The organism is Flavobacterium sp. FlaQc-52 (assembly GCF_044007495.1).
Taxonomy (GTDB): Bacteria; Bacteroidota; Bacteroidia; order Flavobacteriales; family Flavobacteriaceae; genus Flavobacterium; species Flavobacterium cupriresistens.
The window spans coordinates 150,283-174,874 of the sequence record NZ_JBIPCV010000012.1; the positions used below are offsets into that span (position 1 = coordinate 150,283).

27 protein-coding genes and 2 tRNA genes are annotated in these 24,592 nt (G+C 34.9%); 14 read left to right on the top strand and 15 right to left on the bottom strand.

Translation table 11 applies throughout. From position 1 onward, the window contains the following. Positions 1-49 precede the first annotated feature (49 nt). The 6 genes from ACHRV5_RS18565 to ACHRV5_RS18590 all read left to right on the top strand — a co-directional run bounded on the left by ACHRV5_RS18565 (position 50) and on the right by ACHRV5_RS18590 (position 5,431). On the top strand, positions 50-1,108 hold the full coding sequence (locus tag ACHRV5_RS18565) for a 3-oxoacyl-ACP synthase III family protein (protein WP_230003464.1): 1,059 nt from the start codon (positions 50-52) through the stop codon (positions 1,106-1,108). A 251-nt stretch (positions 1,109-1,359) separates the two neighbouring features. After that, positions 1,360-2,082 (top strand): helix-turn-helix transcriptional regulator, encoded by a 723-nt coding sequence (locus ACHRV5_RS18570; protein ID WP_395427754.1) that lies wholly within the window; start codon positions 1,360-1,362, stop codon positions 2,080-2,082. A gap of 299 nt (positions 2,083-2,381) precedes the next feature. Continuing rightward, positions 2,382-2,903 carry a methyltransferase gene (locus ACHRV5_RS18575; RefSeq protein ID WP_395427755.1) on the top strand — a complete coding sequence of 174 codons (522 nt, stop codon included), beginning with the start codon at positions 2,382-2,384 and terminating at the stop codon, positions 2,901-2,903. Positions 2,904-2,997: 94 nt separating this feature from the next. Continuing rightward, the gene (locus ACHRV5_RS18580) at positions 2,998-3,846 is read left to right on the top strand and encodes a glycosyltransferase (protein WP_395427756.1); all 849 of its coding nucleotides are present in this window, start codon (positions 2,998-3,000) and stop codon (positions 3,844-3,846) included. A gap of 77 nt (positions 3,847-3,923) precedes the next feature. Beyond that, positions 3,924-4,670, top strand: coding sequence for an ABC transporter permease (locus tag ACHRV5_RS18585; protein ID WP_047774390.1), 747 nt, complete (start codon positions 3,924-3,926; stop codon positions 4,668-4,670). Then, on the top strand, positions 4,670-5,431 hold the full coding sequence (locus ACHRV5_RS18590) for an ABC transporter ATP-binding protein (RefSeq protein WP_395427757.1): 762 nt from the start codon (positions 4,670-4,672) through the stop codon (positions 5,429-5,431). Before ACHRV5_RS18585 ends, ACHRV5_RS18590 begins: the two co-directional genes overlap by 1 nt. Positions 5,432-5,509: 78 nt before the next feature. Here ACHRV5_RS18590 and ACHRV5_RS18595 read toward each other — a convergent pair whose 3' ends face one another. The 12 genes from ACHRV5_RS18595 to ACHRV5_RS18650 all read right to left on the bottom strand — a co-directional run bounded on the left by ACHRV5_RS18595 (position 5,510) and on the right by ACHRV5_RS18650 (position 14,263). Then, positions 5,510-6,115 carry a SprT-like domain-containing protein gene (locus tag ACHRV5_RS18595; RefSeq protein ID WP_395427758.1) on the bottom strand — a complete coding sequence of 202 codons (606 nt, stop codon included), beginning with the start codon at positions 6,113-6,115 and terminating at the stop codon, positions 5,510-5,512. A 64-nt stretch (positions 6,116-6,179) separates the two neighbouring features. Continuing rightward, positions 6,180-6,857 carry an SDR family NAD(P)-dependent oxidoreductase gene (locus tag ACHRV5_RS18600; RefSeq protein WP_395427759.1) on the bottom strand — a complete coding sequence of 226 codons (678 nt, stop codon included), beginning with the start codon at positions 6,855-6,857 and terminating at the stop codon, positions 6,180-6,182. A gap of 35 nt (positions 6,858-6,892) precedes the next feature. Beyond that, the gene (locus ACHRV5_RS18605; protein WP_395427760.1) at positions 6,893-7,861 is read right to left on the bottom strand and encodes a M20/M25/M40 family metallo-hydrolase; all 969 of its coding nucleotides are present in this window, start codon (positions 7,859-7,861) and stop codon (positions 6,893-6,895) included. Between the two features lie 23 nt (positions 7,862-7,884). Further along, positions 7,885-8,544: a hypothetical protein gene (locus ACHRV5_RS18610; RefSeq protein ID WP_395427761.1), complete on the bottom strand. Its 660-nt coding sequence runs from the start codon at positions 8,542-8,544 to the stop codon at positions 7,885-7,887. 2 nt (positions 8,545-8,546) lie between these two features. After that, a complete protein-coding gene (locus tag ACHRV5_RS18615; RefSeq protein ID WP_395427762.1) occupies positions 8,547-9,581 on the bottom strand; it encodes a D-alanine--D-alanine ligase in 1,035 nt (344 codons plus the stop codon). An 11-nt stretch (positions 9,582-9,592) separates the two neighbouring features. Beyond that, positions 9,593-10,303 (bottom strand): NRDE family protein, encoded by a 711-nt coding sequence (locus ACHRV5_RS18620; RefSeq protein ID WP_395427763.1) that lies wholly within the window; start codon positions 10,301-10,303, stop codon positions 9,593-9,595. After that, positions 10,291-10,779: a hypothetical protein gene (locus ACHRV5_RS18625; RefSeq protein ID WP_047774404.1), complete on the bottom strand. Its 489-nt coding sequence runs from the start codon at positions 10,777-10,779 to the stop codon at positions 10,291-10,293. The genes ACHRV5_RS18620 and ACHRV5_RS18625 overlap by 13 nt, the downstream gene beginning before the upstream one ends. A gap of 2 nt (positions 10,780-10,781) precedes the next feature. Next, positions 10,782-11,168 (bottom strand): DoxX family protein, encoded by a 387-nt coding sequence (locus ACHRV5_RS18630; protein WP_395427764.1) that lies wholly within the window; start codon positions 11,166-11,168, stop codon positions 10,782-10,784. 7 nt (positions 11,169-11,175) lie between these two features. Continuing rightward, entirely contained in the window at positions 11,176-11,634 is a 459-nt protein-coding gene (locus ACHRV5_RS18635) for a YHS domain-containing (seleno)protein (protein WP_047774407.1), read from the bottom strand. A 6-nt stretch (positions 11,635-11,640) separates the two neighbouring features. Continuing rightward, positions 11,641-12,237: a peroxiredoxin-like family protein gene (locus ACHRV5_RS18640; protein ID WP_230003491.1), complete on the bottom strand. Its 597-nt coding sequence runs from the start codon at positions 12,235-12,237 to the stop codon at positions 11,641-11,643. 94 nt (positions 12,238-12,331) lie between these two features. Next, complete coding sequence (locus ACHRV5_RS18645) at positions 12,332-13,009, bottom strand: Crp/Fnr family transcriptional regulator (protein ID WP_047774409.1); 678 nt, start codon at positions 13,007-13,009, stop codon at positions 12,332-12,334. Between the two features lie 111 nt (positions 13,010-13,120). Continuing rightward, positions 13,121-14,263, bottom strand: coding sequence for an acyl-CoA dehydrogenase (locus ACHRV5_RS18650; RefSeq protein WP_047774411.1), 1,143 nt, complete (start codon positions 14,261-14,263; stop codon positions 13,121-13,123). Between the two features lie 492 nt (positions 14,264-14,755). On the opposite strand from ACHRV5_RS18650, the gene ACHRV5_RS18655 reads away from it, so the two are divergent. The 3 genes from ACHRV5_RS18655 (at position 14,756) to ACHRV5_RS18665 (ending at position 18,384) form a co-directional block, all read left to right on the top strand. Further along, entirely contained in the window at positions 14,756-15,331 is a 576-nt protein-coding gene (locus ACHRV5_RS18655) for a chalcone isomerase family protein (protein ID WP_047774413.1), read from the top strand. Between the two features lie 146 nt (positions 15,332-15,477). Next, a complete protein-coding gene (locus ACHRV5_RS18660) occupies positions 15,478-16,704 on the top strand; it encodes a Glu/Leu/Phe/Val dehydrogenase dimerization domain-containing protein (protein ID WP_047774415.1) in 1,227 nt (408 codons plus the stop codon). Between the two features lie 777 nt (positions 16,705-17,481). Beyond that, positions 17,482-18,384, top strand: coding sequence for an energy transducer TonB (locus ACHRV5_RS18665; RefSeq protein WP_395427765.1), 903 nt, complete (start codon positions 17,482-17,484; stop codon positions 18,382-18,384). 62 nt (positions 18,385-18,446) lie between these two features. Here the strand turns inward: ACHRV5_RS18665 and ACHRV5_RS18670 are convergent, their stop codons facing one another. Continuing rightward, positions 18,447-18,842 carry a biopolymer transporter ExbD gene (locus tag ACHRV5_RS18670; RefSeq protein ID WP_047774417.1) on the bottom strand — a complete coding sequence of 132 codons (396 nt, stop codon included), beginning with the start codon at positions 18,840-18,842 and terminating at the stop codon, positions 18,447-18,449. 3 nt (positions 18,843-18,845) lie between these two features. Then, positions 18,846-19,541, bottom strand: coding sequence for a MotA/TolQ/ExbB proton channel family protein (locus tag ACHRV5_RS18675; protein ID WP_230003495.1), 696 nt, complete (start codon positions 19,539-19,541; stop codon positions 18,846-18,848). 131 nt (positions 19,542-19,672) lie between these two features. Between ACHRV5_RS18675 and ACHRV5_RS18680 the strand changes: the two genes are divergently transcribed. From ACHRV5_RS18680 to ACHRV5_RS18690, 3 genes are all read left to right on the top strand, one after another. Then, positions 19,673-20,899, top strand: coding sequence for a bifunctional folylpolyglutamate synthase/dihydrofolate synthase (locus ACHRV5_RS18680; RefSeq protein WP_395427766.1), 1,227 nt, complete (start codon positions 19,673-19,675; stop codon positions 20,897-20,899). Between the two features lie 178 nt (positions 20,900-21,077). After that, positions 21,078-21,152: transfer RNA gene (locus ACHRV5_RS18685), tRNA-Val, on the top strand. A gap of 61 nt (positions 21,153-21,213) precedes the next feature. Beyond that, positions 21,214-21,288, top strand: a tRNA-Val gene (locus ACHRV5_RS18690). A 198-nt stretch (positions 21,289-21,486) separates the two neighbouring features. Here ACHRV5_RS18690 and ACHRV5_RS18695 read toward each other — a convergent pair. Continuing rightward, positions 21,487-22,404, bottom strand: a complete 918-nt coding sequence (locus ACHRV5_RS18695) for a helix-turn-helix domain-containing protein (RefSeq protein WP_395427767.1) — start codon at positions 22,402-22,404, stop codon at positions 21,487-21,489. A gap of 213 nt (positions 22,405-22,617) precedes the next feature. Between ACHRV5_RS18695 and ACHRV5_RS18700 the strand changes: the two genes are divergently transcribed. Further along, the gene (locus ACHRV5_RS18700) at positions 22,618-23,493 is read left to right on the top strand and encodes an aldo/keto reductase (RefSeq protein ID WP_395427768.1); all 876 of its coding nucleotides are present in this window, start codon (positions 22,618-22,620) and stop codon (positions 23,491-23,493) included. Positions 23,494-23,645: 152 nt separating this feature from the next. Next, entirely contained in the window at positions 23,646-24,536 is an 891-nt protein-coding gene (locus ACHRV5_RS18705) for an alpha/beta fold hydrolase (protein ID WP_395427769.1), read from the top strand. The last annotated feature ends 56 nt before the right edge of the window (positions 24,537-24,592 follow it).

Below are 24,592 nucleotides of genomic sequence, written 5' to 3' on the forward strand. Positions count from 1 at the left end.
TCATTTTATTTATAATTTAGCAATAAATTTACCGGCTAATAAAGGAATAATGAAAATTAAAATAATAGGTATCGGAAGTTACATTCCGAATAAAGAAGTAAGCAATACAGACTTTGACAAACATGTTTTTTTGAATGAAGACGGAACTCCTTTTGCTTATCCAAATGAAGTAGTAATTAAAAAATTTAAAGGAATAACGGGAATCGAAAACCGCCGTTATGCCGAAGATCAACATACCTCATCAGATTTAGCGTTTTTTGCTGCTGAAAGAGCCATTGAAAATGCTAAGATCGATCCTGAAACTTTAGACTATATCATCTTTGCACATAATTTTGGTGACGTAAAATCCGGAACACACCAAACGGATATTTTACCAAGTTTAGCGACACGCGTAAAAAATAAATTAGGGATTAAAAACCCAAAATGTGTTGCCTACGATATTCTTTTTGGATGTCCGGGCTGGATTGAAGGCGTACTTCAAGCCAATGCTTTTATCAAATCCGGTATGGCAAAACGCGTAATGGTAATTGGTGCAGAAACTTTATCGAGAGTGGTTGACGATCATGACCGTGACTCGATGATTTATTCTGACGGTGCAGGAGTTTCAATCCTGGAAGCTTCTGACGATGAAACGGGATTACTATCTTACGAAAGCGCTACTTTTGCTAACGATGAAGCCAATTTTTTATACTTTGGAAAATCATACAATGCTGATTTAGATCCGGACATTAAATACATTAAAATGTACGGCCGTAAAATTTATGAATTTGCTTTAAGCCAGGTACCCTGTGCCATGAAAAGCTGTTTAGATAAAAGCGGTATCGCCATTGATGATGTTAAAAAAATCCTGATTCACCAAGCAAACGAAAAAATGGACGAAGCGATTATAGATCGTTTTTACAAATTATACGACAAAACAGCTCCCAAAGACATCATGCCAATGAGCATACATGATCTTGGAAACAGCAGTGTGGCAACGGTACCTACACTCTATGATCTTTTGATACAAGGAAAAATAGAAAATCATGAAATAAACAAAGGCGACGTGGTAATCTTTGCTTCAGTTGGAGCAGGAATGAATGTTAATGCATTTGTGTACCGATATTAATTTTTTTGATTCCACTCAAACGAGTTTAATATTTTTCTTTAATCATACAAAAAAGGCTGCTTCTTACTAATGAAGCAGCCTTTTTGATTTGGGAAGTAATTAGTATAACTCATCAGCTCTTCAAACAAACATCTTTTGTTATAGTGCTTTGATTCTTTTGTTATATTTGAAAAAAGAACCACAGCTAATTACAGATCTAAATTCCTTAAAATACTGTGAGAAGACTTTACAAATAGTAACCATTAGAAAAAATGGACAACAATAACGATACTAAACGACTTTCCAGACTAACTGCAATTCTCTTACAATTGCAAACGAAACGACTTATAGCAGCATCAGAATTGGCTTCCAGATTTTCAGTAAGTACCAGAACCATTTATCGCGACATAAAAGCATTAGAACAGGCCGGTGTTCCCATAGTGACAGAAGAAGGAAAAGGGTATACTTTAATGGAAGGTTACAGAATTCCGCCCGTAATGTTTACCGAAAGCGAGGCCAACGCTTTAATCACAGCCGAGCAATTGATTCTGAAAAACAAAGACGCTTCCTTTGTCAAAGAATACTCCGGAGCCATCAGTAAAATAAAAGCCGTTTTACGAAACGACACCAAAGACAAAGCTAATTTACTTTCCAACCGGGTACTGTTCAGGCAAAATATTGGCAACGACCGCACGAGCAATTATCTATCGACCCTTCAATTGACATTGACCAATTTTAACTTGGTCAACATAAGCTATTTTTCGCCCGACAATAACCAAACCACCCAAAGAATCATTGAACCTTTTGCAATTTACTCCACTCAGGAAAATTGGTTGCTCATTGCATTTTGCAGATTAAGAAAGGAATTCAGATCCTTTCGCCTAGACCGAATCGAAAGTTTGTTTGTGACGAATCAAACATTTGAACCTCACAAAATCACCTTTGAAGAATACATTCAATCGTGCAGAAAAAATACTCCCACACCCTTGACATAAGGTTGTCACAACCACATTCTAAATTTACCTTGTTATTAACTGTAGCCCCTTGGGTGCAATTGATTTTAACACATAGAAACATAGTTAAAAGCGATTTTACCATTCACGGAAAAAAATAGTATGACGGTGATGCTGCCGAGGTAGAAATTTTTATATCGGTAAAAGAATAAAAACAGCAAATCAAAAAACACTCCATGCCCTCCTTTTTAGATGCGGGCATTTCATTTTCGTATCAGCTAAAAACGCAAAAGAAGAAGATATCTTTGTATATTTGCACCTTTGCCGATAAAAAATAAAAAATGTACGAAAAAACGTTTCCAAATAAAAGATTCAAACTTACTTTAGAATTTTTACAAAAACACATTACTACAGCTGAAACAATTTTGGATTTAGGAGTAGAAAATCCTTTTTCTAAAATCATGAAAGAAGCTGGATTTACAGTCAAAAACACTACCGGAGAAGATTTAGATTTAGACCAAGCTGTTTTTAAAAACGAAAAAACGGATGTTGTAACGGCATTCGAAATCTTCGAACATTTATTGAATCCGTTTACTATTTTAAACGAAATAAAATCAGATAAATTGCTAATTTCTATCCCAATGCGTTTGTGGTTTTCTCCGGCATACCGTAGCAAAACCGATATGTGGGACAGACACTACCACGAGTTTGAAGACTGGCAGCTGGACTGGTTACTGGAAAAAGCAGGCTGGAAAATTATCGACAGACAAAAATGGACTAATCCTGTAAAGAAATTTGGTATACGACCACTACTTCGCAGTTTTACCAATAGATATTATATTGTTTATGCTGAAAGAGCATAGATAGTAAATTCCAAATTTTTAAAATTCTAAATTCCAATTTTCGCAACTTCAGTTGGAATTTGGAATTTAGAATTTGAAATTTTATAAAAAGTATATGAATTATTACATCGTCATTCCCGCGCATAACGAACAAGAACTTATTGGTCTGACTTTGCAGTCTTTGATTTCGCAAACCGTTTTACCTAAAAAGGTAGTGGTTGTAAATGACAATTCTACCGATAAAACAGAAGAAATTGTTTTAGAATTTGCGAAAGAAAACCCGTTTATTTCTGTTGTGAATAAAACTTCAGATGCCATACATATGCCTGGAAGTAAAGTAATTCAGGCTTTTCAAAAGGGTTTTGAGGCTTTAGATTCCGATTACGATATTATTGTAAAAATAGATGGTGATTTGATTTTTCCTCCTAATTATTTTGAAACTGTTATAACGCACTTTCAATCGGATGCAAGAATCGGAATGGCCGGAGGATTTTGTTACATCGAAAAAAATGGCGATTGGGTACTTGAAAACCTAACCGACAAAGATCATATTCGTGGTGCCTTGAAAGCGTATCGAAAAGAAACTTTCCAGCAAATCGGTGGATTAAAACCTGCCATGGGCTGGGACACTGTAGACGAGTTGTTATGTAAATTCTATAATTGGAAAGTTGTAACAGATGCGTCGCTACACGTAAAACACCTTAAACCAACCGGGGCAAATTATAACAAAACAGCGCGCTACAAACAAGGCGAAGCTTTTTTTACCCTTGGATACGGTTTTTGGATCACCGCAATTGCATCGGCTAAACTGTCGATGATGAAGAAAAAACCACTTTTATTTTTTGATTATATTAAAGGGTATTGGAAAGCTAAAACTGCCAAAACACCTTTATTGGTCACTCCCGAACAAGCTAAATTTATTAGAAATTATCGTTTACAGAAAATGAAAGAAAAGCTTTTTTAAGCCAAACCTTAAAAAACTCTAAACTGAAACTCTAAACTGTAAACTAATCCTTAATTTAGCCAATATTTGTAAAAACTATGATGCTCATTCGTTATTTATCCCAAATAGGAAAATATTTTTTAATGCTGAAAGAAATTTTCAACAAACAGACCAAATGGCCTGTAATGAAAAAATTAATCTTCAAAGAAATAGACGATCTAATTATTGACTCTCTCGGAATTGTATGTTTTATCTCTTTCTTTATTGGAGGGGTTGTTGCCATTCAGACCGCATTAAATTTAACTAATCCGTTAATTCCAAAATATTTAATTGGTTTTGCTACACGTCAATCCGTAATTCTGGAGTTTGCTCCTACTTTTATTTCTGTTATTATGGCAGGAAAAATGGGATCTTACATCACTTCCAGTATTGGTACAATGCGTGTTACAGAACAAATCGATGCGTTGGAAGTTATGGGGGTTAATTCCTTAAACTATCTTGTTTTCCCTAAAATAGTAGCCTTATTAATGTATCCTTTCGTAATCGGAATTAGTATGTTTTTGGGTGTTTTTGGCGGATGGCTTGCTTGTGCTTATGGAGGATTTTCGACCAGTCAGGATTTTATTCAGGGTGCACAAATGGAATTTATTCCTTTTCATATTACTTATGCTTTTATCAAAACTTTGATTTTTGCTATGTTATTAGCTACAATTCCTTCTTTTCATGGTTACTATATGAAAGGTGGCGCACTTGAAGTTGGTAAAGCTAGTACGGTATCGTTTGTATGGACATCGGTTTGTATTATTCTTTTTAATTACATATTAACTCAATTATTATTAGGATAATGATAGAAGTAAAAAACATAGAAAAATCATTTGGAGACAGCAAAGTTTTAAAAGGGGTTTCGACCATTTTTGAAACCGGAAAGACCAACTTAATCATTGGACAAAGTGGATCCGGAAAAACGGTTTTATTAAAAACATTATTAGGAATTCATACTCCGGACTCCGGAACTATCGAATTTGACGGACGTGTTTATTCGGCATTAGATCCGGATGAAAAAAGAGAATTAAGAACTGAAATTGGAATGGTTTTTCAAGGAAGTGCTTTATTCGATTCGATGACTGTTGCAGAAAATGTAGCATTCCCTTTGAGAATGTTCACCAATGACAATAAAACAAAAATTAAAGAACGTGTTGACTTTGTTCTGGAAAGAGTAAACTTAGTTGATGCGCATCAAAAACTTCCTTCCGAAATTTCGGGTGGAATGCAGAAGCGTGTAGCCATTGCCCGTGCGATTGTAAACAATCCTAAATACTTGTTTTGTGACGAACCAAACTCAGGTTTGGACCCGAACACCTCAACTTTGATTGACAACCTGATTAAAGAAATTACCGAAGAATACAATATCACAACCGTAATCAATACGCATGATATGAACTCGGTAATGGAAATTGGAGAGAACATCGTTTTCCTCAAAAAAGGACTAAAAGCTTGGCAGGGAACAAAAGAAGAAATCTTCAGAACAGACAATAAAGACATCGTAAAATTTGTCTACTCGTCTAATCTGTTCAAAAAAGTAAGAGAAGCTTATTTAAAAGGGTAAACTCTTTTAAATTCCAAAAAATATAAATCCCAAATTCCAATCTTAAAAGTTGGAATTTGGGATTTAAATTATTGGGATTTAATTGCCACTCGGCAGTAACTCTACCTCAGCGTTTGGATTAAACAGATACGTTTTTCCGGAACTTAACTCGATACATTCAAAACGTTTGGTTCTTACGGCAAGTTTTTTAAACACCTTTCCGTTTTTAATTCTGAAAACACTTCCGTATGGGATCTCAAAAACATAGTTTTTATCGTCTCTGGCATCATATTGCTTCAAAGCCAGTGACAAAGTAGTATCGGTATCGCTACTGGCGCTAGGATTCTTAAAATGCCTTGCTAACAGCGGCAACAAATGACCGGGGAATATTTCAGGACGAATAAACGGCACCATCAAACGTTGAAACGAATATTTCCATTCATTCCCATGAGGTTTTATATTTCGTCCAAACTTTTCAAAGGCGACCAAATGCGCAATTTCATGAACCAGCGTAATCAAAAAACGATACTTATTCAGACTTGCATTTACCGTGATTTCATGTTTACCACTCAGTCCTCGTCTGTAATCTCCATGACGCGTTTGACGCTCATTTACGATTTTCAGATGAACCTGATTGGCAACAATCAATTCAAAAACAGGCTTTACAGCATGTTCCGGTATATATCTGGCTAAAGTTTCGTTCAAGGCTATAATAAGTTATAAATTCCAGCTACACTAAAATTTGGAATTTGAATTTTGTTTATTAAATCTAAGGATTTGTTGAAGAAACTTCTAAAACTTTTCCGTTAAAGTATTTATTTCCGTTTAGGGTAAAATCATAAATATAAGTGGCCATTCCTTCTGCTGAAATTGGTGCCTGATATCCCGGGAAAGCTTCTTGTAACATTTCGGTCTGAACAGAGCCTAGTGCTAATACGTTAAACGAAATCCCCCGTTCTTTATATTCTTCCGCCAATAACTCTGTCAACGTAATTACCGCACCTTTACTGGAACTATAAGCAGCCAAACCTGCAAATTTCAAACTACCACGAACACCACCAATCGAACTAATGGTTACGACGTGGCTTCCCTTCCCAAGAAAAGGCAAACAAATTCGGGTAAGATTTGCTACTGCAAAAACATTCACCTTATAGATACTTTCAAAATCTGCTTGTGTAGTTTCTGCGAAAGGTTTTAGCAACAAAGCACCTGCGTTATGTACTAAAGCATCCACTTTCTTCCAGGTTGATGAAAGAAAATCTTCCACTTTATATAATTCTGACTCGTTTGACAAATCGACTGATAAACACGTTACATTTTCATGCTCCAGAAGTGCCTTGGGTACTTTTCTGGAAATAGCCAATACCTTGTTACCTGCATTTGCAAACTGCAAAGCCAATTCATAACCGATACCTCTACTCGTTCCTGTTATAATAATATTTTTCATGAAGCAAAAATAAGCAAAACCCTTAAAAAGAAGGGTTATTTAGTCATGGTAATTTCTTGTGTTTTAGAATCGGTAATTTTAGTTACGGCAGGAAGAAATTCTTGTATGAAGGCAGTCATGTGTGGAATATCCATCGCTTTGAATTCATCTGAAGGGTGATGATAGAACTCAAAATTCTCAAAATCGAAAGTACTTATGGACTGACAAGGCTTCTTGAAAACGTCATAAAACGAATAGTTATCAGATCTGTAAAACAATTCATATTCTGCTTCTTTTGGAAGAAAACCAATTGTTTTTTTGCCTGTATACTCATTTATTTTTTGAGCCATATTCGATTTGTCAAAACCGGTGATGTAAGCCAAATAATCTCTTTTCATTGGTACCCCGATCATCTCGATATTTAACTGGGCATACAAATTGAAGTTTTGCACTTTTAGTTTCTGCACCAAACTTTTAGATCCTAACAATCCTTTTTCTTCTCCGGCAAAAAACACGATTAAAATACTGCGTTTATTAGATTTCGTTTTGCTGAAATATTTTGCCATTTCGGCCACAGCAGTTACTCCCGAAGCATCATCGTTTGCTCCATTGTTTATATTGTCTCCTTGTTTGCTTTTATCGATACCGATGTGATCATAATGAGCACTCAAAACCACAAATTCTTTTTTAAGTTCAGGATCATTCCCTTCCAGAACTCCAACAATATTAAAAGCCGGTGAATCAAAATTCGTCAATGTATCACGGTAGGTTTTAAAATAAGGCTTTACATTGTTTTTCTTTAAAAAGTCTTCCAGAAAAACAGCTGCTTTGTTGATTCCTTCCGTTCCGGTATCACGGCCTTCTAATTCGTCAGAAGAAAGATATTTCAAGAAATCCGAAACATCGGTCTGATTGACCTTATAGGCAGTCTCAGTTGATTTTGAAGCTGTATTGGCTACAGTTGCATTAGTAGATTTACAAGAAAGCAAAACAAATGGAAGAAGAAGAAAATACAGTTTTTTCATGAATAGAATTTTAGCTTTAGAAGCTAGAATTCCAAAGCGGTTGATTTAAAATATTTTTTGTACACTTTAAATACCTGAATACCTCCCAGAATAATAAAAAACAGGGGAATAAAAACAGGCATTACATACTTTGAAAATGGATTTGCTTTTTGAAAAACAGTCTGTAAAATTAAAATCAAACTTAACATTCCTAAAAACACACCTGCCAAAGTTCCTGCAATATAATAATATTTTAACTTCTTTTCCGTAGTGATAAATTTTGCATTTACTAAATACAAATTCCAACTGGTCCAGAAGGGTAACTGCAAAAAATTAAAGCAATTTAAGATAACTCCAATTACAAATGGGGAGTACATTAAATATTGATTCAAATTGTCATTGACACCGGAAGTTTGTTTTGAATTGGCGTAAAACAAATAAGCCAGTACAAACATAAAACCAACTGCAAAAAAATCAATAATTTTCATCAGTTTTCTGTTTTCTACCAATCGTTTTGCGAAAAGCAGTGTAAAATAAATCACAAAAGTTTCTACAAAAACGACACCGAACAAAAACAAAATCAGATTATCAAGTCCTGATTTGGAATAGATTTCCAAACCGGCCAAATTGAGGTAGCCCAATGGAATTGACCCGATAAAACTTACCAGAAATCCGACAGCCATATTTTGCGCCCTCTTTAACATCCTTAAAAATTTAGAATTTTACTGTTTTGAACCTGATGCAAACGGTATTGTTCCATACCGTCTTTATGGGGTAAATAATCAAAACCTCTTTTATGATTAGCAGCACTAATCTCATACATATAGGTAATATGACGTGCGAGTTCTTTCCAAGCGAACCAAATAGAATGTTTTGGGTCATAAATATGGGTTGGCTCACTTGCCGCACCATTTAATTCGACAATCTGAAAATTTTCTCCTCGTTCTAATTCTTCAAAAGTGTTGTACATAATATCAAATCTTCCAAAATAAAACTCGGGAATCTCCGCACAGATTTTATTCATGGTCTCCGTTAATTGGGGTGTAATCCAATGACTGCCATCCAAAAATTTGGCTCCGCGGGCATGATTCCCAAATGGAACTAAATTTAAGGATTCACCATTTGCCAAAGTATGCTGTAACAAATCGCCATATTCTTCCTGCAAAGCTTCCAATTGCAATTCAAACCTCGGCGTTTGACGAATTAAATCTTCAATAGTTGAAACTCCGTCACCAATTACAATTAAAAATTCTTTAGAAACAATTCCGGTAATTTTACCTTCTTTTTCGTCGGGATGACGAACATAAAAGATTCCTACTTCATTTTCAAACAAAATCAAATCTTGCAGCAAAAAGTCGAAATTGGCTTTTTCTACATACTTTTTCAACTCCGAAACAGTGTATATTTTTTTTACCCCCGAACCACGTAAACCAATATCCGGCTTCGCTATGAAGGGAAAGTAAATTCCTTTTTCGACAACCTCAGCAACAATTTTCTCCAAATCGGTATTCTCTTTTACCAGCATCGTTTTAGGATAATACCTATTGGGAAGCAAATCATAAATCTGTTTTTTACTGTCCATGATAAATCCTCCATTTCTAATATTTGGATTTGATGCACTAAAGAAAAAAACAGATCGTGCCTTGATTGCATAGAAGCCCCAAAGAAAATAAATGGGGATGTATAACACCTGAAATGGCCAATACTCCCAATTTGTGATTTTATGATAGAATAATTTCATATTAGACATCTTTAAATACTAATAAATGTGTTAGAAAATTGCTTATCGTCGACTAAGTCATGATAAGCTATAACGCCTTTGTTTTGCTCTATGAGAACCTGAGTAATACTTAATGTTTTTAAAGTATTCTCTCTATTTATCACCAAACCATTTTCAGAATCATCGTCTTCTGTATTCCGGTGAAATTCGAGCATATCTGCGGTTGAAATTTCTTCTCTTCCTCTTAAAAAATCAAAAAACCAACCCGATCGTTTCTGCCGGATCGAATCAGAATACAAGGTTACGGACGACCAAATGTGATTTTGATTTTCATCTAATTGGGTCCTTCTTTTGGTCACCCCATCCCAGATCAATTCGTATAGTTTTTTTTCCTGATACAACACCAAGGTAAAGGGCTCTATATCTTCCAGATTGATCTCTTGCCAAAAATCCTTGGGAGAATCACTGCAAATAACATCCAATGCAATTAACCCTCGGCTCTTTCGATACAAAAACTGATTTTTATGCTTGGTGATTCCTCCGTTTAAAAGCACTAAAACAGTTCCCTTGGCATCTACTACAAACCAAGTTCCACCGGCTTTTGGGTCTTTCGGGTACATCACATTTTTGCCATTACAGGTATAAGTTCTGGGTGGAATTGCACTTGGCCGAATCACTTGCTCATCCCGATTAGATGTTATAATAACCGTTCCGTTATGAGATACAAAACTTACTGTACACATTGATTTCTATAAGCTATGGTAGAACGCGCTACACCAAAATTTTCATCCAGTAAAATATCCTCAATTGGCAAAACGGCCACTTTAATCAAAGCCTGATGGTGAATACAATGTTCTAAATTGTAGAGCAACTCTCTATAATAATTACTTTGAATTCGGAACACCAATCCATCAATCATTTGTTCTAAGTAGAGTATTTTGTTCTCTTTTCTCAAACCGGATTTAACATCCAAAATAGACTGTTTTGCAAATTCTATTTCGGTTTGGATTCTTTTATTTCGTTCTCGATTATCATAATTCAAAATCCCGGAATCGTAGCTGTTTTCAAGGCATTGAAACATTTCGAGTATATGACGGGTATGCTCACCTATACTCGAGTTGCTTAGCGCTTCGCAAGGTTTGGAGTAGGACTGATCTGATAATTGAGTCAACAAATTTGTCAACTCTTCTAAACTGTGGTTGATTGATTTTAGTAGCATAATTATTTCGTTTTTAAAAGGTTAATAATTATATTTCTATTTTGATAAAGCAATATCAGGCAACATACTAATGTAATCAGAGCAAGAAAAAAAAGAAAACCTCCATCTCCTTTTACTTCAATTCCTAAAACAAATAAATGCGAAAAAACAGCACCTGTCATAACGCCACATCCACCTAAAGCTCCAAGCCACGTTGTTTTAGGAATTAAAATTAAGATTGCAACGATCAGTTCGGCAATTCCGGATCCGATTCTTCCGTAAGGTTCAATTCCCAAAGTCGAAAAAATATACACACTTTCGGGCGCAGCAGTAAACTTAAAGTATAAGGTTTGCAATAAAATCGCCGAAGCAATTATTCGTAAAATCCAGGCAATTTGTTCCGTTTTCATGAGCTTTCTATTTATATACTTTTTTCCAGTTAACTTCAGCCTTAGCTTTCAAATTGGCCTCGTCTTTGTTCCAACTTTTTAGTGTATTGTTAAAATAAGCATTGTAAAACAAATACAATTTTCCGTTTGAGATTTTAAAAGTTTCAGGATTTATATCCACTTTATCTCCATCACTTCCCATTGCATATGCACACCAACCACCAAACTGAGGCTCATAAACAGCAGGGTTTTTTATAAAAAGATCTTTATTCGCTGCCGAGATAAATTTATACACAACTCCCATATATGAAGTTACGAAATCATTGTTACCCTTTAACGCTTTTTTTTGCACAAAGTAAGCTACAGGATCATAGCCTTGAATCGCTACTTTTTTTTCTAAATTATACTGAGAAACTCGTTTTGCTTCTTCTTGCGAAAAGGAAGAAATCGAAGTAAAAACTAATAGTAATACAATTAACTTTTTCATCTTATTTTATTTTAGGTTTTTTAAAACTGAAAGTAATAATTCCGATGATATCCTGTTTTTGTAGTCCGGAGAGATGTATTCGAATAAAATAACACCTTCAGTATCTACAACAAAAACAGATGGAACAGGCAAAAAGTCCTTGTTCACCCCATTAGAATGTACGTTAATAACTGATTTATAGTTTTGCGGAGCTTTGTAAGAAATTCCAAATGCACTACTTAATTCTCCTTTTGAGTCGGACAGCAAAGTATATTTTACTTTATCTTTTCCTTCGGTAATTTTCAGATTTTCGGCAGAATCAGGACTTACTGCAATAACCTGATATCCTTCGGCTAAAACTTGATCTTCTATCTGAGCCAGATTAGCTAAATGCAGATTACAGTAAGGGCACCAGCCTCCACGGTAAAAAACCAAAACGGTTTTCTTTTTTCCAACTAAATCAGAAAGACGAACGTCTTTGTTTTCTGCTGATTTTAAAGTTTGGTTTGGAATTTTCTCTCCAATCAATAAGGGCGAAATATCGGTTGCTGTGTTTGCAACTGTATTTTGTGCATTAGCGATAGTACTAAACGTTACGAATAGAATAAAAAGTGTTTTCTTCATTAGTTCCATAGTTTTTCATCTTTTATGATGATGTAAAACTACTTAAGAATGAAAAAGCAAAATGTCAGCTAATTTACACTTGAGGTAAAATAATCTATAATTGTGTAATATCCTGTATAATAATCTCTTTTCGGGTATAACTTAAAAGATGATTGGTTTCCATCTCATTGAGTAATTGCGTGGCAGTTTGTCTTGAAGTACAGATAATCTGAGCAATATCACTTTGGGTCAGATAATTTTCGATCGCGACCGATTTACCGTCAACAACGCCTTCTTTTTCTGCCCAGTCTTTTAAAAACTGATACAGCCTTGTTTTGGCATCTTTTGAAATTAAATTGGCATAACTGTTTTTGATGCGTTTCATTTTTAAACCAACAAACTTAGTATAGGAAAGTGCCAAGTTTGGATTTCTCAATAATAAATCTTCGAAATCCGAAAGCAGGAAACTGCAAATGGCAACATCATCAGAAAGTACTTTTGCATATTCGTTGTCTTTATCATCTGTTTCTAAAGTCAACTCACCAAACAAATCTCCTTTCTGGATAATGTCTTTTATCGTTTCGTTTCCTTCTTCATCAACCGCAACAATTTTGATAGTTCCTTTTTTAAGTAAAAAAATACGGGGTACTTCTGATGAAGAGAAATAAATAATTTCTCCTTTGGAAGCTTTTTTAAAACCGGTGATAATACACAATTGTTTGATCTGTCCAAAGCTCAAAGTTCGGAACAATTTATGATCTCGCAAATACCAATATTTTAATTCTTCATACATAATCAACAAATTCTAGTATTGTAAATGTAGTTAAATTTTTTCCTCAAAAACAAAACCCTTTTGAAGCCTGAACTTCAAAAGGGTTTTTTATATGAATTAATTTACGAAAAATTATCCCGCGATAACGGCTCTCGAAATTACTATTTTCTGAATTTCTGAAGTTCCTTCATAGATCTGAGTAATCTTAGCATCACGCATAAAACGTTCTACGTGATATTCTTTCACATAACCGTTTCCACCATGAATCTGAACGGCTTCAACAGCGGTATCCATTGCCACTTGCGAAGCAAAAAGTTTAGCCATAGCACCACTTACATCATAGTTTTTATGCTGATCTTTATCCCAGGCGGCTTTCATACACAAATGACGAGCCGCTTCAATATTGACTGCCATATCTGCCAATTTAAAAGCAATTGCCTGATGATTACAGATTTCTGTTCCGAAAGCCTTGCGTTCTTTTGAATATTTCAAAGCCAGTTCGTAAGCACCTGAAGCAATACCCAAAGCCTGAGAAGCGATACCGATACGACCACCGGCTAACGTTTTCATAGCAAATTTAAATCCGAAACCATCCTCACCAATTCTGTTCTCTTTAGGAACTTTTACATCACTAAACATTAATGAGTGTGTATCAGAACCACGGATTCCCATTTTTTGCTCTTTTGGACCAATTGAAAACCCCGGCATGTCTTTGGTCATAATCAAAGCATTGATCCCTTTGTGTTTCAACTCAGTATTTGTCTGAGCAATTACCAAATATACAGAAGCAGTGTTTCCGTTTGTGATCCAGTTTTTTGTTCCGTTTACCAGATAATGGTCTCCCATATCAATAGCTGTAGTTTTTTGTGAAGTTGCATCACTACCGGCTTCCGGCTCACTTAAACAAAAAGCACCGTGAATTTCACCTGAGGCTAAACCCGGTAAATATTTTTGTTTTTGCTCTTCCGTACCAAACTCCTGCAATCCCCAGCAAACTAATGAATTGTTTACTGACATTACTACAGAAGCGGATGCATCAACTTTAGAAATCTCTTCCATCGCGATTACATAAGAAATAGCGTCTAAACCACTTCCTCCGTATTTCGGATCAACCATCATTCCCATGAAACCCAATTGTCCCATTTTTTTTATTTGCTCTGTCGGAAAAATTTGTTTTTCGTCACGTTCGATAACACCCGGCAACAATTCGTTCTGAGCAAAATCTCTTGCAGCTTGTTGAATCATTAAGTGTTCTTCGGTAAGATTGAAATCCATAGTCTTGTTTTTTTGTTTTTTTCTTATTCTTTTTACTAAACCAAATTCAAATCATCAGTTTAGGCGGTATTGTTTGTGTTTTTATTTAATTGCTTTTTTCTCAAAGAAAGGCTTCCAAAGATAATTTTTAAATACGAATTAACAATGCATGCATATCTTTTTAAGATATTATCGCAATTCACGATAACGATTTCGTAAAAATATTAAATTTTAAACCTCCTTATCCCATTTTTTCAACATTTTCTTCAAAATTTAAGAATTAAAGTATGGATCAAAAAAGGCATTTTCCAAAAATCTTAAATTATTATAATCTCAAAAACACAAACCCAGTAAAAACGCCTATCTCAACGTAAAACAACTCTTACTATTTTGATTTTGAATCCCCTACAAATACAGTAAAATAAATTTCCTTAAAAAAAATATTCGTCATAAATAGCCAAAAATTATAAATTACGTTATTTTTGCCCTCAAAAATTAAATTATTGATAGCGTATGAAAAAGATTTTACTAGCATTAACATTACTTTTAAGTTTACAATTTTCTACTGTTTCTGCCCAGTCTCAGTTAGATGTTAATGGTGTTACAGTACCGAGAAAAATAGACTTTCAAAATAAATCTTTGCAACTTAATGGTGCAGGCGGAAGATCAAAAATGTGGACGGAAGTTTACGTACAAGCCTTATATTTATCTCAATTGAGTCAAGATCCAAAATTCATTATTGATAGTGATACCGAAATGGCGATCCGAATAGAAATTACTTCTTCATTGGTGTCTTCCAACAAACTTACTAAAGCAATGAATGCCGGTTTTGAAAAATCAGCAGGGAACAATTTCGAAGAATTACGACCAAGAATTGAGGATTTCAAAAAACTTTTAAGCGATGTTATCACTGAAAAAGATGTTTTTATATTGGCTTACAATCCATTTGACCAAACCATAAATGTTTACAAAAATGAAGTCTTGAAAGGAAAAATCCCTGGATTTGATTTCAAAAAAGCATTTTTCGGAATCTGGCTTTCTGACAAACCAGTTGATGAAACCTTAAAGAACAACTTACTTGGAAAATAAAAATTTCTAAGTTTTTATACCATTTTAAAGCCGGAAACTACATCGTTTTCGGCTTTCTTGTTTTGTTTAAATAAAATTGCCTCCAAATACATTATTCGCATTATTCTATTTTATACTTTTACGCAAAATAAACATACGACAACAAAATGAAAGATTTATTACAACAATTTGAAAATAAAGAACCTGAAATTGTTTTTAACTGGAAAGATTCTGAAACAGAGGCAGAAGGTTGGACAGTAATTAATTCACTTCGTGGAGGAGCCGCAGGTGGAGGAACAAGAATGAGAAAGGGCTTAGACATGAATGAAGTTTTATCATTAGCCAAAACCATGGAAGTTAAATTCTCCGTTTCGGGCCCTGCAATTGGTGGTGCTAAATCCGGAATTAACTTTGATCCTAACGATCCTCGCAAAAAAGGAGTTTTACAACGTTGGTACAAAGCCGTTTCGCCTTTATTAAAAAGTTACTACGGTACTGGTGGAGATTTAAATGTTGATGAAATCCATGAAGTAATCCCAATGACAGAAGAATGTGGTGTATGGCATCCGCAGGAAGGTGTTTTCAACGGACACTTCAAACCAACCGAAGCTGATAAAATTAACAGAATTGGTCAATTACGTCAAGGAGTTATTAAAGTAATTGAGAATCCTAAATTCTCACCTGATGTTACTCGTAAATATACTGTTGCTGACATGATCACCGGTTATGGTGTTGCTGAAGCTGTTCGTCACTTTTACACTACATACGGTGGTGATGTAAAAGGCAAAAAAGCAATCGTTCAGGGATTTGGAAATGTAGGTTCTGCAGCTGCTTTTTACTTAGCAGAAATGGGAGCTAAAGTAATCGGAATTATTGATCGCGACGGAGGATTAATCAAAGAAGAAGGTTTTTCTTTTGAAGAAATCAGAAGTTTGTTCTTAAACAAAGACGGAAACAAACTGGTTGCCGAAAATATGATTCCATTTGAAGAAATCAACTCTAAGATATGGACAATTGGTGCGGAAATCTTCACTCCTTGTGCTGCTTCGAGATTGGTAACTCAAGCTCAGATTGACGGTTTAATTGCAAACGGATTAGAAGTTATTTCTTGTGGAGCGAATGTACCTTTTGCTGACAAAGAAATTTTCTTCGGTTCTATCATGGAGCAAGTAGACAGCAAAGTAAGTTTGATTCCTGATTTTATTTCAAACTGTGGAATGGCAAGAGTTTTTGCTTACTTCATGGAGAAAAAAGTTCAAATGACAGATGAGGCGATCTTCAATGATACTTCAGATATTATAAAAAATGCGATTGTAAAAGCGCATGCTTTAAGTCAATCTAAAACAAATATCAGCGCAACTGCTTTTGAAATTGCATTGAAACAATTAGTATAATTTTTCTATACTTCATTCTAAACGAATCAAACGAGATTTTCAAAATCTGTTTGATTCGTTTTTTTTATGTTCTTTTGGCTCACGCAGATTTTGCAAATTAAGCGGATTATTTTTTCTCTTTCTCAATCCCAAATCAAATAAAATCTGCTCAATCTGCCAAATCTGCGTGCTAAAACAGTCATTCCTACCCTTTTCATAAACAAATCAAACCTCCTTAAATCTGGTTGGCTCGCATTTTTTGGCTCACGCAGATCTAGCAGATTGAGCGGATTATTTTTATCCTTTACAATCCGAAATCAAATAAAATCTGCTCCATCTGCCAAATCTGCGTGCTAAAACATTATACGAAAATCGCCTGTTATACCTTTTAATCCAAAACGAATCAAACATCTTTAAATCTGTTTGGTTCGCTTTTTTATGTTCTTTTGGTTCACGCAGATCTAGCAGATTGAGCGGATTATTTTTCTCTTTCTCAATCCCAAATCAAATAAAATCTGCTCAATCTGCCAAATCTGCGTGCTAAAACAGCCACTCCTATTCTTTAATCATAAACAAATCAAACCTCCTTAAATCTGGTTGGCTTGCTTTTTGCCACAGATTTTAAAGATTAAAAAGATTTTATAAAGCTTGTGGATTTTGCCTCTAAACTTAATCAAAGACCTCTGTTTAACACTTTGATGAACTTTACGTTTAAATTCTGTACTCCCTTTAATTACAAACAATTTTTAGTACTTTTAAGCGTTTTTAATTAATACAATTACAAAATTCAGAATCAAAATGACTTCTACGGATTCTTCAGATAAAAAGAAATCACTACTCCTCTCGACTGCTATATATGCGGCACTATTACTATTGCTGTTTTTCATCCGTTTTTGGCCTCCTTATAATCCGGAAAACAATGTTGCACTTGCTGCCGGTGGCGGAGGTGGTGGCGTAACTGTCAATTTTGGAGACAGCGATTTAGGCTCGGGTGCAAATTACAAAAGCGAGGTTCTCGAAGTCAAAAACGAAGCCAAACAAACTCCTGCAAAAGCAACTCCGGAAGAAGCTATTATCACTCAGGAAAACACCTCAACAGATGAAAGTGTCGTAATTCCAACAAAAGAAAAACCTAAAAAAAATACTCCTGTTGAAAAACCAACAGTAAAACCCGTACCGGAAAAACCAAAAGTTTCCAATTCGACTAATGATGCTTTATCCAGCATCTTAAAAGGATCAAATAAAGGTGGTGACGGAAATGATAAAACAGCCGGAAACAAAGGAAAATCCACAGGAAGTTTAGGCTCCAATGGTTATTACGGCGATGGAGGTTCGGGTGGAGGAACCGGAGGTGGTCACGGAACCGGAACTGGTATCGGTACTGGAAGTGGTTATGGAGCTGGAAGCGGCGGTGGCTCCGGCGGTGGATCGGGTTACTCTCTCGGAAACCGAAAAGCATTATCTAAACCTAAACCAAATAGTGAATGCAGCAATGAAACAGGGACAATAGTTGTACAAATCACCGTTGATAAAAATGGTAATACTATCAGTGCCATTCCAGGAGTAAAAGGAACTACAATTACTGCTAAATGTTTAAGAGAACAGGCTAAAATGGCCGCTATGAATACTAAATGGGATGCTAACAGTAATGCTCCGACAAAGCAAACTGGAACAATTACTTACAATTTCAGTTTAAACTAAAAAAAACAAAACCGACAAGTTTTTGAAACCTGTCGGTTTTGTTTTTTTATACGTTACCTCAGTTATTTAGGACTTGTAGCAATCACAAACTTCAAATTATTCTTGACTCCTATCTGCAACACATCAACTAAATCCTGTACTTGCAAATTAAACGGAATACGAACTACTACCGTTTGTTGTTTGTCTGCTCCTATTTTTGACATTAAAGAAGTTTCCAGATTTTCAAAATCTACCGGCTCTTTGTCTATATAAAACTTTTTATCTTCTGTAACCGACAAACTAATCAGTTGTTTGTTTGTTTTTTCATTGGCTTTCGCTTTAGGCAGCGTCATTTTAATAACATTCGGATTTGCAAGTGTTGAGATAATCAGGAAAAACAACAGCAGGAAAAACATAATATCACTTAATGACGATGTTGCCACCTCAGCATGAAATCTTCTTTTTCTTTTAATAGACATAGCTTATGCTCTTTGAATTATATTGACAAATTCTAATATCTGTTTTTGAATTTTTAAAGCAAAATCATCAATTTTTCCGTTCAATAAATGGTAAGCACTATAGGCAATAATACCCACGATTAATCCGGATCCACTACTGATCATTTTTTCGTACAAACCTCCCGAGATATTACCAATACTAATATTTTCCGTAACAGAAATGCTATAGAAAATCTTAATAACTCCCGAAATAGTTCCAATAAAACCTAAGGTTGGCGCAATACCGGCAATAAGTCCTAAGTGACCTAAACGTCTTTCCATCTCACCAATTTCAATATCGGCAGCACGATCCATATTCGATTCGATCTCGGCAATAGGTCTTCCGATCACCATTACACCTTCTTTCAGGATATTCCCGGCAGCGGTATTACTTCTTTCCACAATTGTTCTGGCCAATTCAATATTTCCGGCATTCAGTTTATCGCCTACATCCTGCATCAATCGATTGTCGATCTTAGAAGCCTTACTGATATACAAATAGCGCTCTATAATAACATAAAAAGTATAAAACAATAAAAGGGCAATTGGGATCAGAAAAAAACCTCCTTTTAAGATAAATCCTAAAACAGAGATTTCCGTATTTGGAGCAATTTTTTCGACAACTAAACCAGATGCGGCATTTGCAATAGTATCAGTTTGTAATTGAATGAGGCTAAACATATTTTAATTCTTGTTTTTAATAATTAATTCTAAAAAATATTTCAATTTTGCACTAAAGATAATTTTCATTGTAGTATTAAACTAAAAAAAAGGGAAATTATTTCAATTCACCACCATTTTATCCAAACAAAATGAACTATCAAGAGACTACAAATTGGATGTTTAACCAATTGCCCATGTATCAGCTTCAGGGTGCATCGGCATACAAAGAAGATTTAACTAATATCAAGTTACTTGCGGAACATCTTGGCAATCCGGAACGTCAATTAAAATGCATTCATGTTGCCGGAACGAACGGCAAAGGCTCTACATCACATATGCTGGCTTCGGTACTACAGGAAGCCGGATACAAGGTTGGATTGTACACTTCACCACATCTAAAAGATTTCAGAGAAAGGATCAGAATAAACGGCATCGAAATTTCGGAAGATTTTGTTTGTGCTTTTATCGCCAAACACAAAAGTTTCTTTGAATCTAACGATATGAGCTTCTTTGAAATGTCGGTTGGATTGGCATTTGATTATTTTGCATCTGAAAAAACAGATATCGCAATCATTGAAGTCGGCCTGGGCGGACGTCTTGATGCTACCAATATTATCACGCCACTAGTTTCTGTTATCACCAATATAGACTTAGATCACACACAGTTTTTAGGAAATACTCCGGCAGCCATTGCCGGTGAAAAAGCAGGAATCATAAAACCAAACGTTCCTGTTGTTATTGGGGAATACACTTCTGAAACACAACCTGTTTTTTTAGCCAAAGCCAAAGAAAAAAAAGCTCCGATATACTTTGCTTCAGATTTGATTCAGGATGTTTTTCCATCTGATTTAATTGGTGATTATCAATTTCACAATAAAAAGACAGTACAGCAAACGATAGCGGTTTTAAACAATCAAAACGAATTTAAAGTTACAGTTGAAAATTTAAAAAGCGGACTATTAAACGTCAGTAAAAATACCGGACTCCAAGGAAGATGGCAGCAGTTGGGCGAAAATCCAAAAATAATTTGTGATACGGCGCACAACAAACACGGACTGGCAGTTGTCATGAACCAGATTCAAAAGGAAACTTTTGATACGCTTCATATTGTTTTGGGTGTTGTAAACGACAAAGATCTCGACTCTATTTTACCTCTTTTCCCCAAAAAAGCACAGTATTATTTCTGTCGACCGGATTCGTCGAGAGGTTTAAGTACTGAGATTTTACAAAATGAAGCAAAAAAATACGATTTACAGGGCGAAAAATACGACACAGTTGCAGCCGCTTTTTCTAAAGCAAAGCAAAATGCCTCCCAAAATGATTTTATTTATGTTGGAGGAAGCACTTTTGTCGTTGCCGAATTGCCTTTGAATTAAGAAAAACTGAAATGCTGGTAAAAATTCAAAATTTTCACGTTCTATAATAAATTCAACACCAGCGGTATATAAAATTTCAAGAAAAAACTTTAAAATTTTACGGGATTTTCTTTGCAGAACTCAAAAACAAGAGTATATTTGCACTCGCAATCACAAATGATAGCAACCTAGTAAAATAGGGCGATTAGCTCAGCTGGTTCAGAGCACCTCGTTTACACCGAGGGGGTCGGGGGTTCGAACCCCTCATCGCCCACAAAGAAACTCCTTAAAAAATAAGGAGTTTTTTTATCAAAATTGATTACACCCTATAAAAAGGGCGATTAGCTCAGCTGGTTCAGAGCACCTCGTTTACACCGAGGGGGTCGGGGGTTCGAACCCCTCATCGCCCACACAAAGACAAACAACGCCATTGGATTCCAATGGCGTTGTTTTTGTTAAAATACTTCATAAACTGCTTAGCTAAATTTTCACCAAAACGTCGATTATAGTTTTTTTTTGGATAGTATTCTAAAACTTTACGATACACTACATATAGACATCTCTTTTTTTAAACAGCCAAAATTGTACAGTATATTTTTAAATTTTAATTAATTGAAAGAAGTCCTAAATTCTAATGGAGAGAGTTTTGTTTTATTCTTAAAAAATTTGTTGAATGATTGTGAATGTTCAAAGCCTAATTCATAAGCAATCTCGCTAACAGATAAGTTCGTAGTAGAGAGTTTTTCCTTTGCTTTTTCTAAAATTTTGTTTTGAATGTGCTGTTGTGTACTTTGACCAGTCAGTAATTTTAATAAACCGCTCATATAATTGGGTGAAATATTCAGACTTTCGGCAATAAATTTTACCGTTGGCAAACCTTTGTTCGATAAATCATCGTTAAAGTAAGTATCGAGTAAATCTTCTATTCGTTCTAATATCTTGTGATTCGCTATTTTTCGGGTAATAAATTGTCTTTGATAAAACCGCTCAGAATAATTCAACAAAGTTTCTAACTGGGAAATAATGATGTTCTGACTGAAAGTATCGATATTCGAATGGTATTCGAGCTGAATATTTTGAATGATATTGATAATCATTCCTTCTTCTTTTTCCGAAAGAAATAAAGCTTCATGCATTGAATAATTAAAGAACTCGTACTTTTTAATGGTTTTAGCCAAAGGTGAATTCCAAAGAAAATCCGGATGTATCAATAAAATCCAACCAGCGTGATTAGTCGTATTTCTGATTTCTTTCTCAATTTTAAATACCTGATTTGGTGCCATAAAAAACATCAAACCTTCATCAAAATCAAAAGATTCCTGTCCGTAAATCATCTTCACACCCAAATCACGTTTGATTGCGATGGAATAATAATCCATAATGATAGCCTGATCAGGATCAACCAACGAATGGTTGATGTGTTTATAATCGACAACACTAATCAAAGGATGCTCCGGTTTTGGGAGTGCCCAAAACTTATGGAACTCACTAATATTTTTTAATCGGATAGGTGGTTTACTTTCCATTTTTATCTCTTTATTTCTATTTCAAAAATACGGATAAACAGCAGTTTGAATTTAGCCCAATCGACTTTTGTTGTAGTTAGATTTCAATCTTCAATTTCTTGGAAACCGATGGAGTACTTAGTTCTAAAGATTTGGTTACAACAAAAATAGATTTAGATACATATTCATTTTGCTTTTCTCTGAATTTTGCACAATTAAAAATTAGATAATAAGATGAAAAAGACAATAACAATCGGAGCAAACACCAACAATCCTATTACTATTAATCGATTGGGTTATGGTACGATGCGACTACCTGGCGACTTTGTTTGGGGAGAACCAAAAAACAAAGACGAAGCTTTAGAAATATTAAGAACTGCAAGTCGCAAAGGCATTAACTTTCTGGACACTGCAGATTTTTATGGTGATGACATCACAAACAAACTCATTGCAGAAACACTCTATCCGTACAATGATGATTTATTGATTTGTACTAAAGTGGGGGCTGGAAGAACTCCGGATAAAGGCTGGTGCGTATTTGATACTCCGGAAAATTTAAGAACAAGCATCGAAAGAAATTTAAAAACATTGAAGTTAGAACAGCTTTCATTAGTTCATTTTAGAGTAATGCCTAATTCTGAAACCCCTTTTAAAGAGTCTTTACAAACCATGTTTGATATGCAAAAAGAAGGGAAAATTCTGCATATTGGATTAAGTAATGTCAGCCCTGAAGAATTGGAAATTGGATTATCTATGGGAAATATTGTAAGTGTGGAAAATGCTTTTGGTTACGGGCAAAGGACAAGTTTCGAGTTGCACGGCATGCAAACCAGAGGACTGCAGGAAGTGATGCCTTTGTGTATTGCTAATAATATTACGATGGTTCCGTTTTGGTCTCTGCTAAACTCTTTGTCAAAAAACGATGATAAAATAGCTGTAATTGCCAAAAAATATAAGATAAGTACTGCTCAGTTAAATATTGCATGGCTGTTGCATTTTAACGATTTGATTCTGCCAATTCCGGGTACTTCCCAATTGAAACATTTTGAAGAAAACATAGCTGCCCTTGACATTCAAATAACAGAAGAGGATATGGCTTTTTTAGCATAGTTAAAAGATAAAAATCAGTTTATAATAGTGGGACTTAACCTCTAGTATCGAATATTTTGATATATTTAAACCATTGGCTTGTCGATTCGTTAGTTGTGCAAAAAAACTAAAGAATCGTCAAGCCATAAACTGTTAGCAATAAAAGTAACACTATGAAAACAGAAAATTTTGAAACCATTTGTAAAGACGGAACACAACTCAATGGTACTTTATTCATACCAGATAATCCTAAAGCAGTAGTGCAGTTTAATTGCGGAACTGGTACTTCAGAAAAAATTTATCTGTCATTTTTGACTTACTTAGCTGAAAACGGCTATTTGTGCTGCCTTTGGAATTATCGAGGAACCAAAAAAACGGATAATCTCAAAAACAGCAATATTAAATTTTCAGATTATGGAACAAAAGATATGCCTGCCATAAAAGCATATTTAGACAATAGATTTCCAAATTTGCCCTTCCTCTTTATTGGACACAGTGCTGGCGGACAGCAAATTGGTTTCGTTAATGATTTGGCTAATGTAATAGGAAACATTAATATTGCTGTTTCATCAGGTTATTATCCCAATATGCCTTTTGGGTACAGGATGAAAGCGTATTTTTTCTTCTATATTTTTTCGCCAATCAGTGCTTTACTTACTGGTTTTGTAAAGGCTAAACCATATGGATTAATGGAAAATCTCCCTAAAAAAGTAGTGTCTGAATGGCGTGATTGGCTAGAAAAGCAAGATTATTTCTTCGACAAAAACTTTTACGGTAAAACAGTTCCAACAGGAAATTTCAAGAATTTCAAGTTTCCTATACACGTTTATTATGCAACAGACGATACGATTTCGAATGCAAAAAATACAAATGCTTTTTGGAGGAATGTAAAGAGTGAAAAAGAAATAAGTTTTACTGAACTAACGCCCGGTGAGTTTGGACTGAAAAAGATTGACCATTTTGGATATTTTAGAAAAACGATGAAAGACAAACTTTGGACAGATGTGGTCACACGATTAGATAATTTATTACTATTACAAAAAGAAAATGACAAACATTTTTAATTAAATCAATAATATACCAATTAATAGAGGGCTCAATAGGGTTTAAAACATCATAT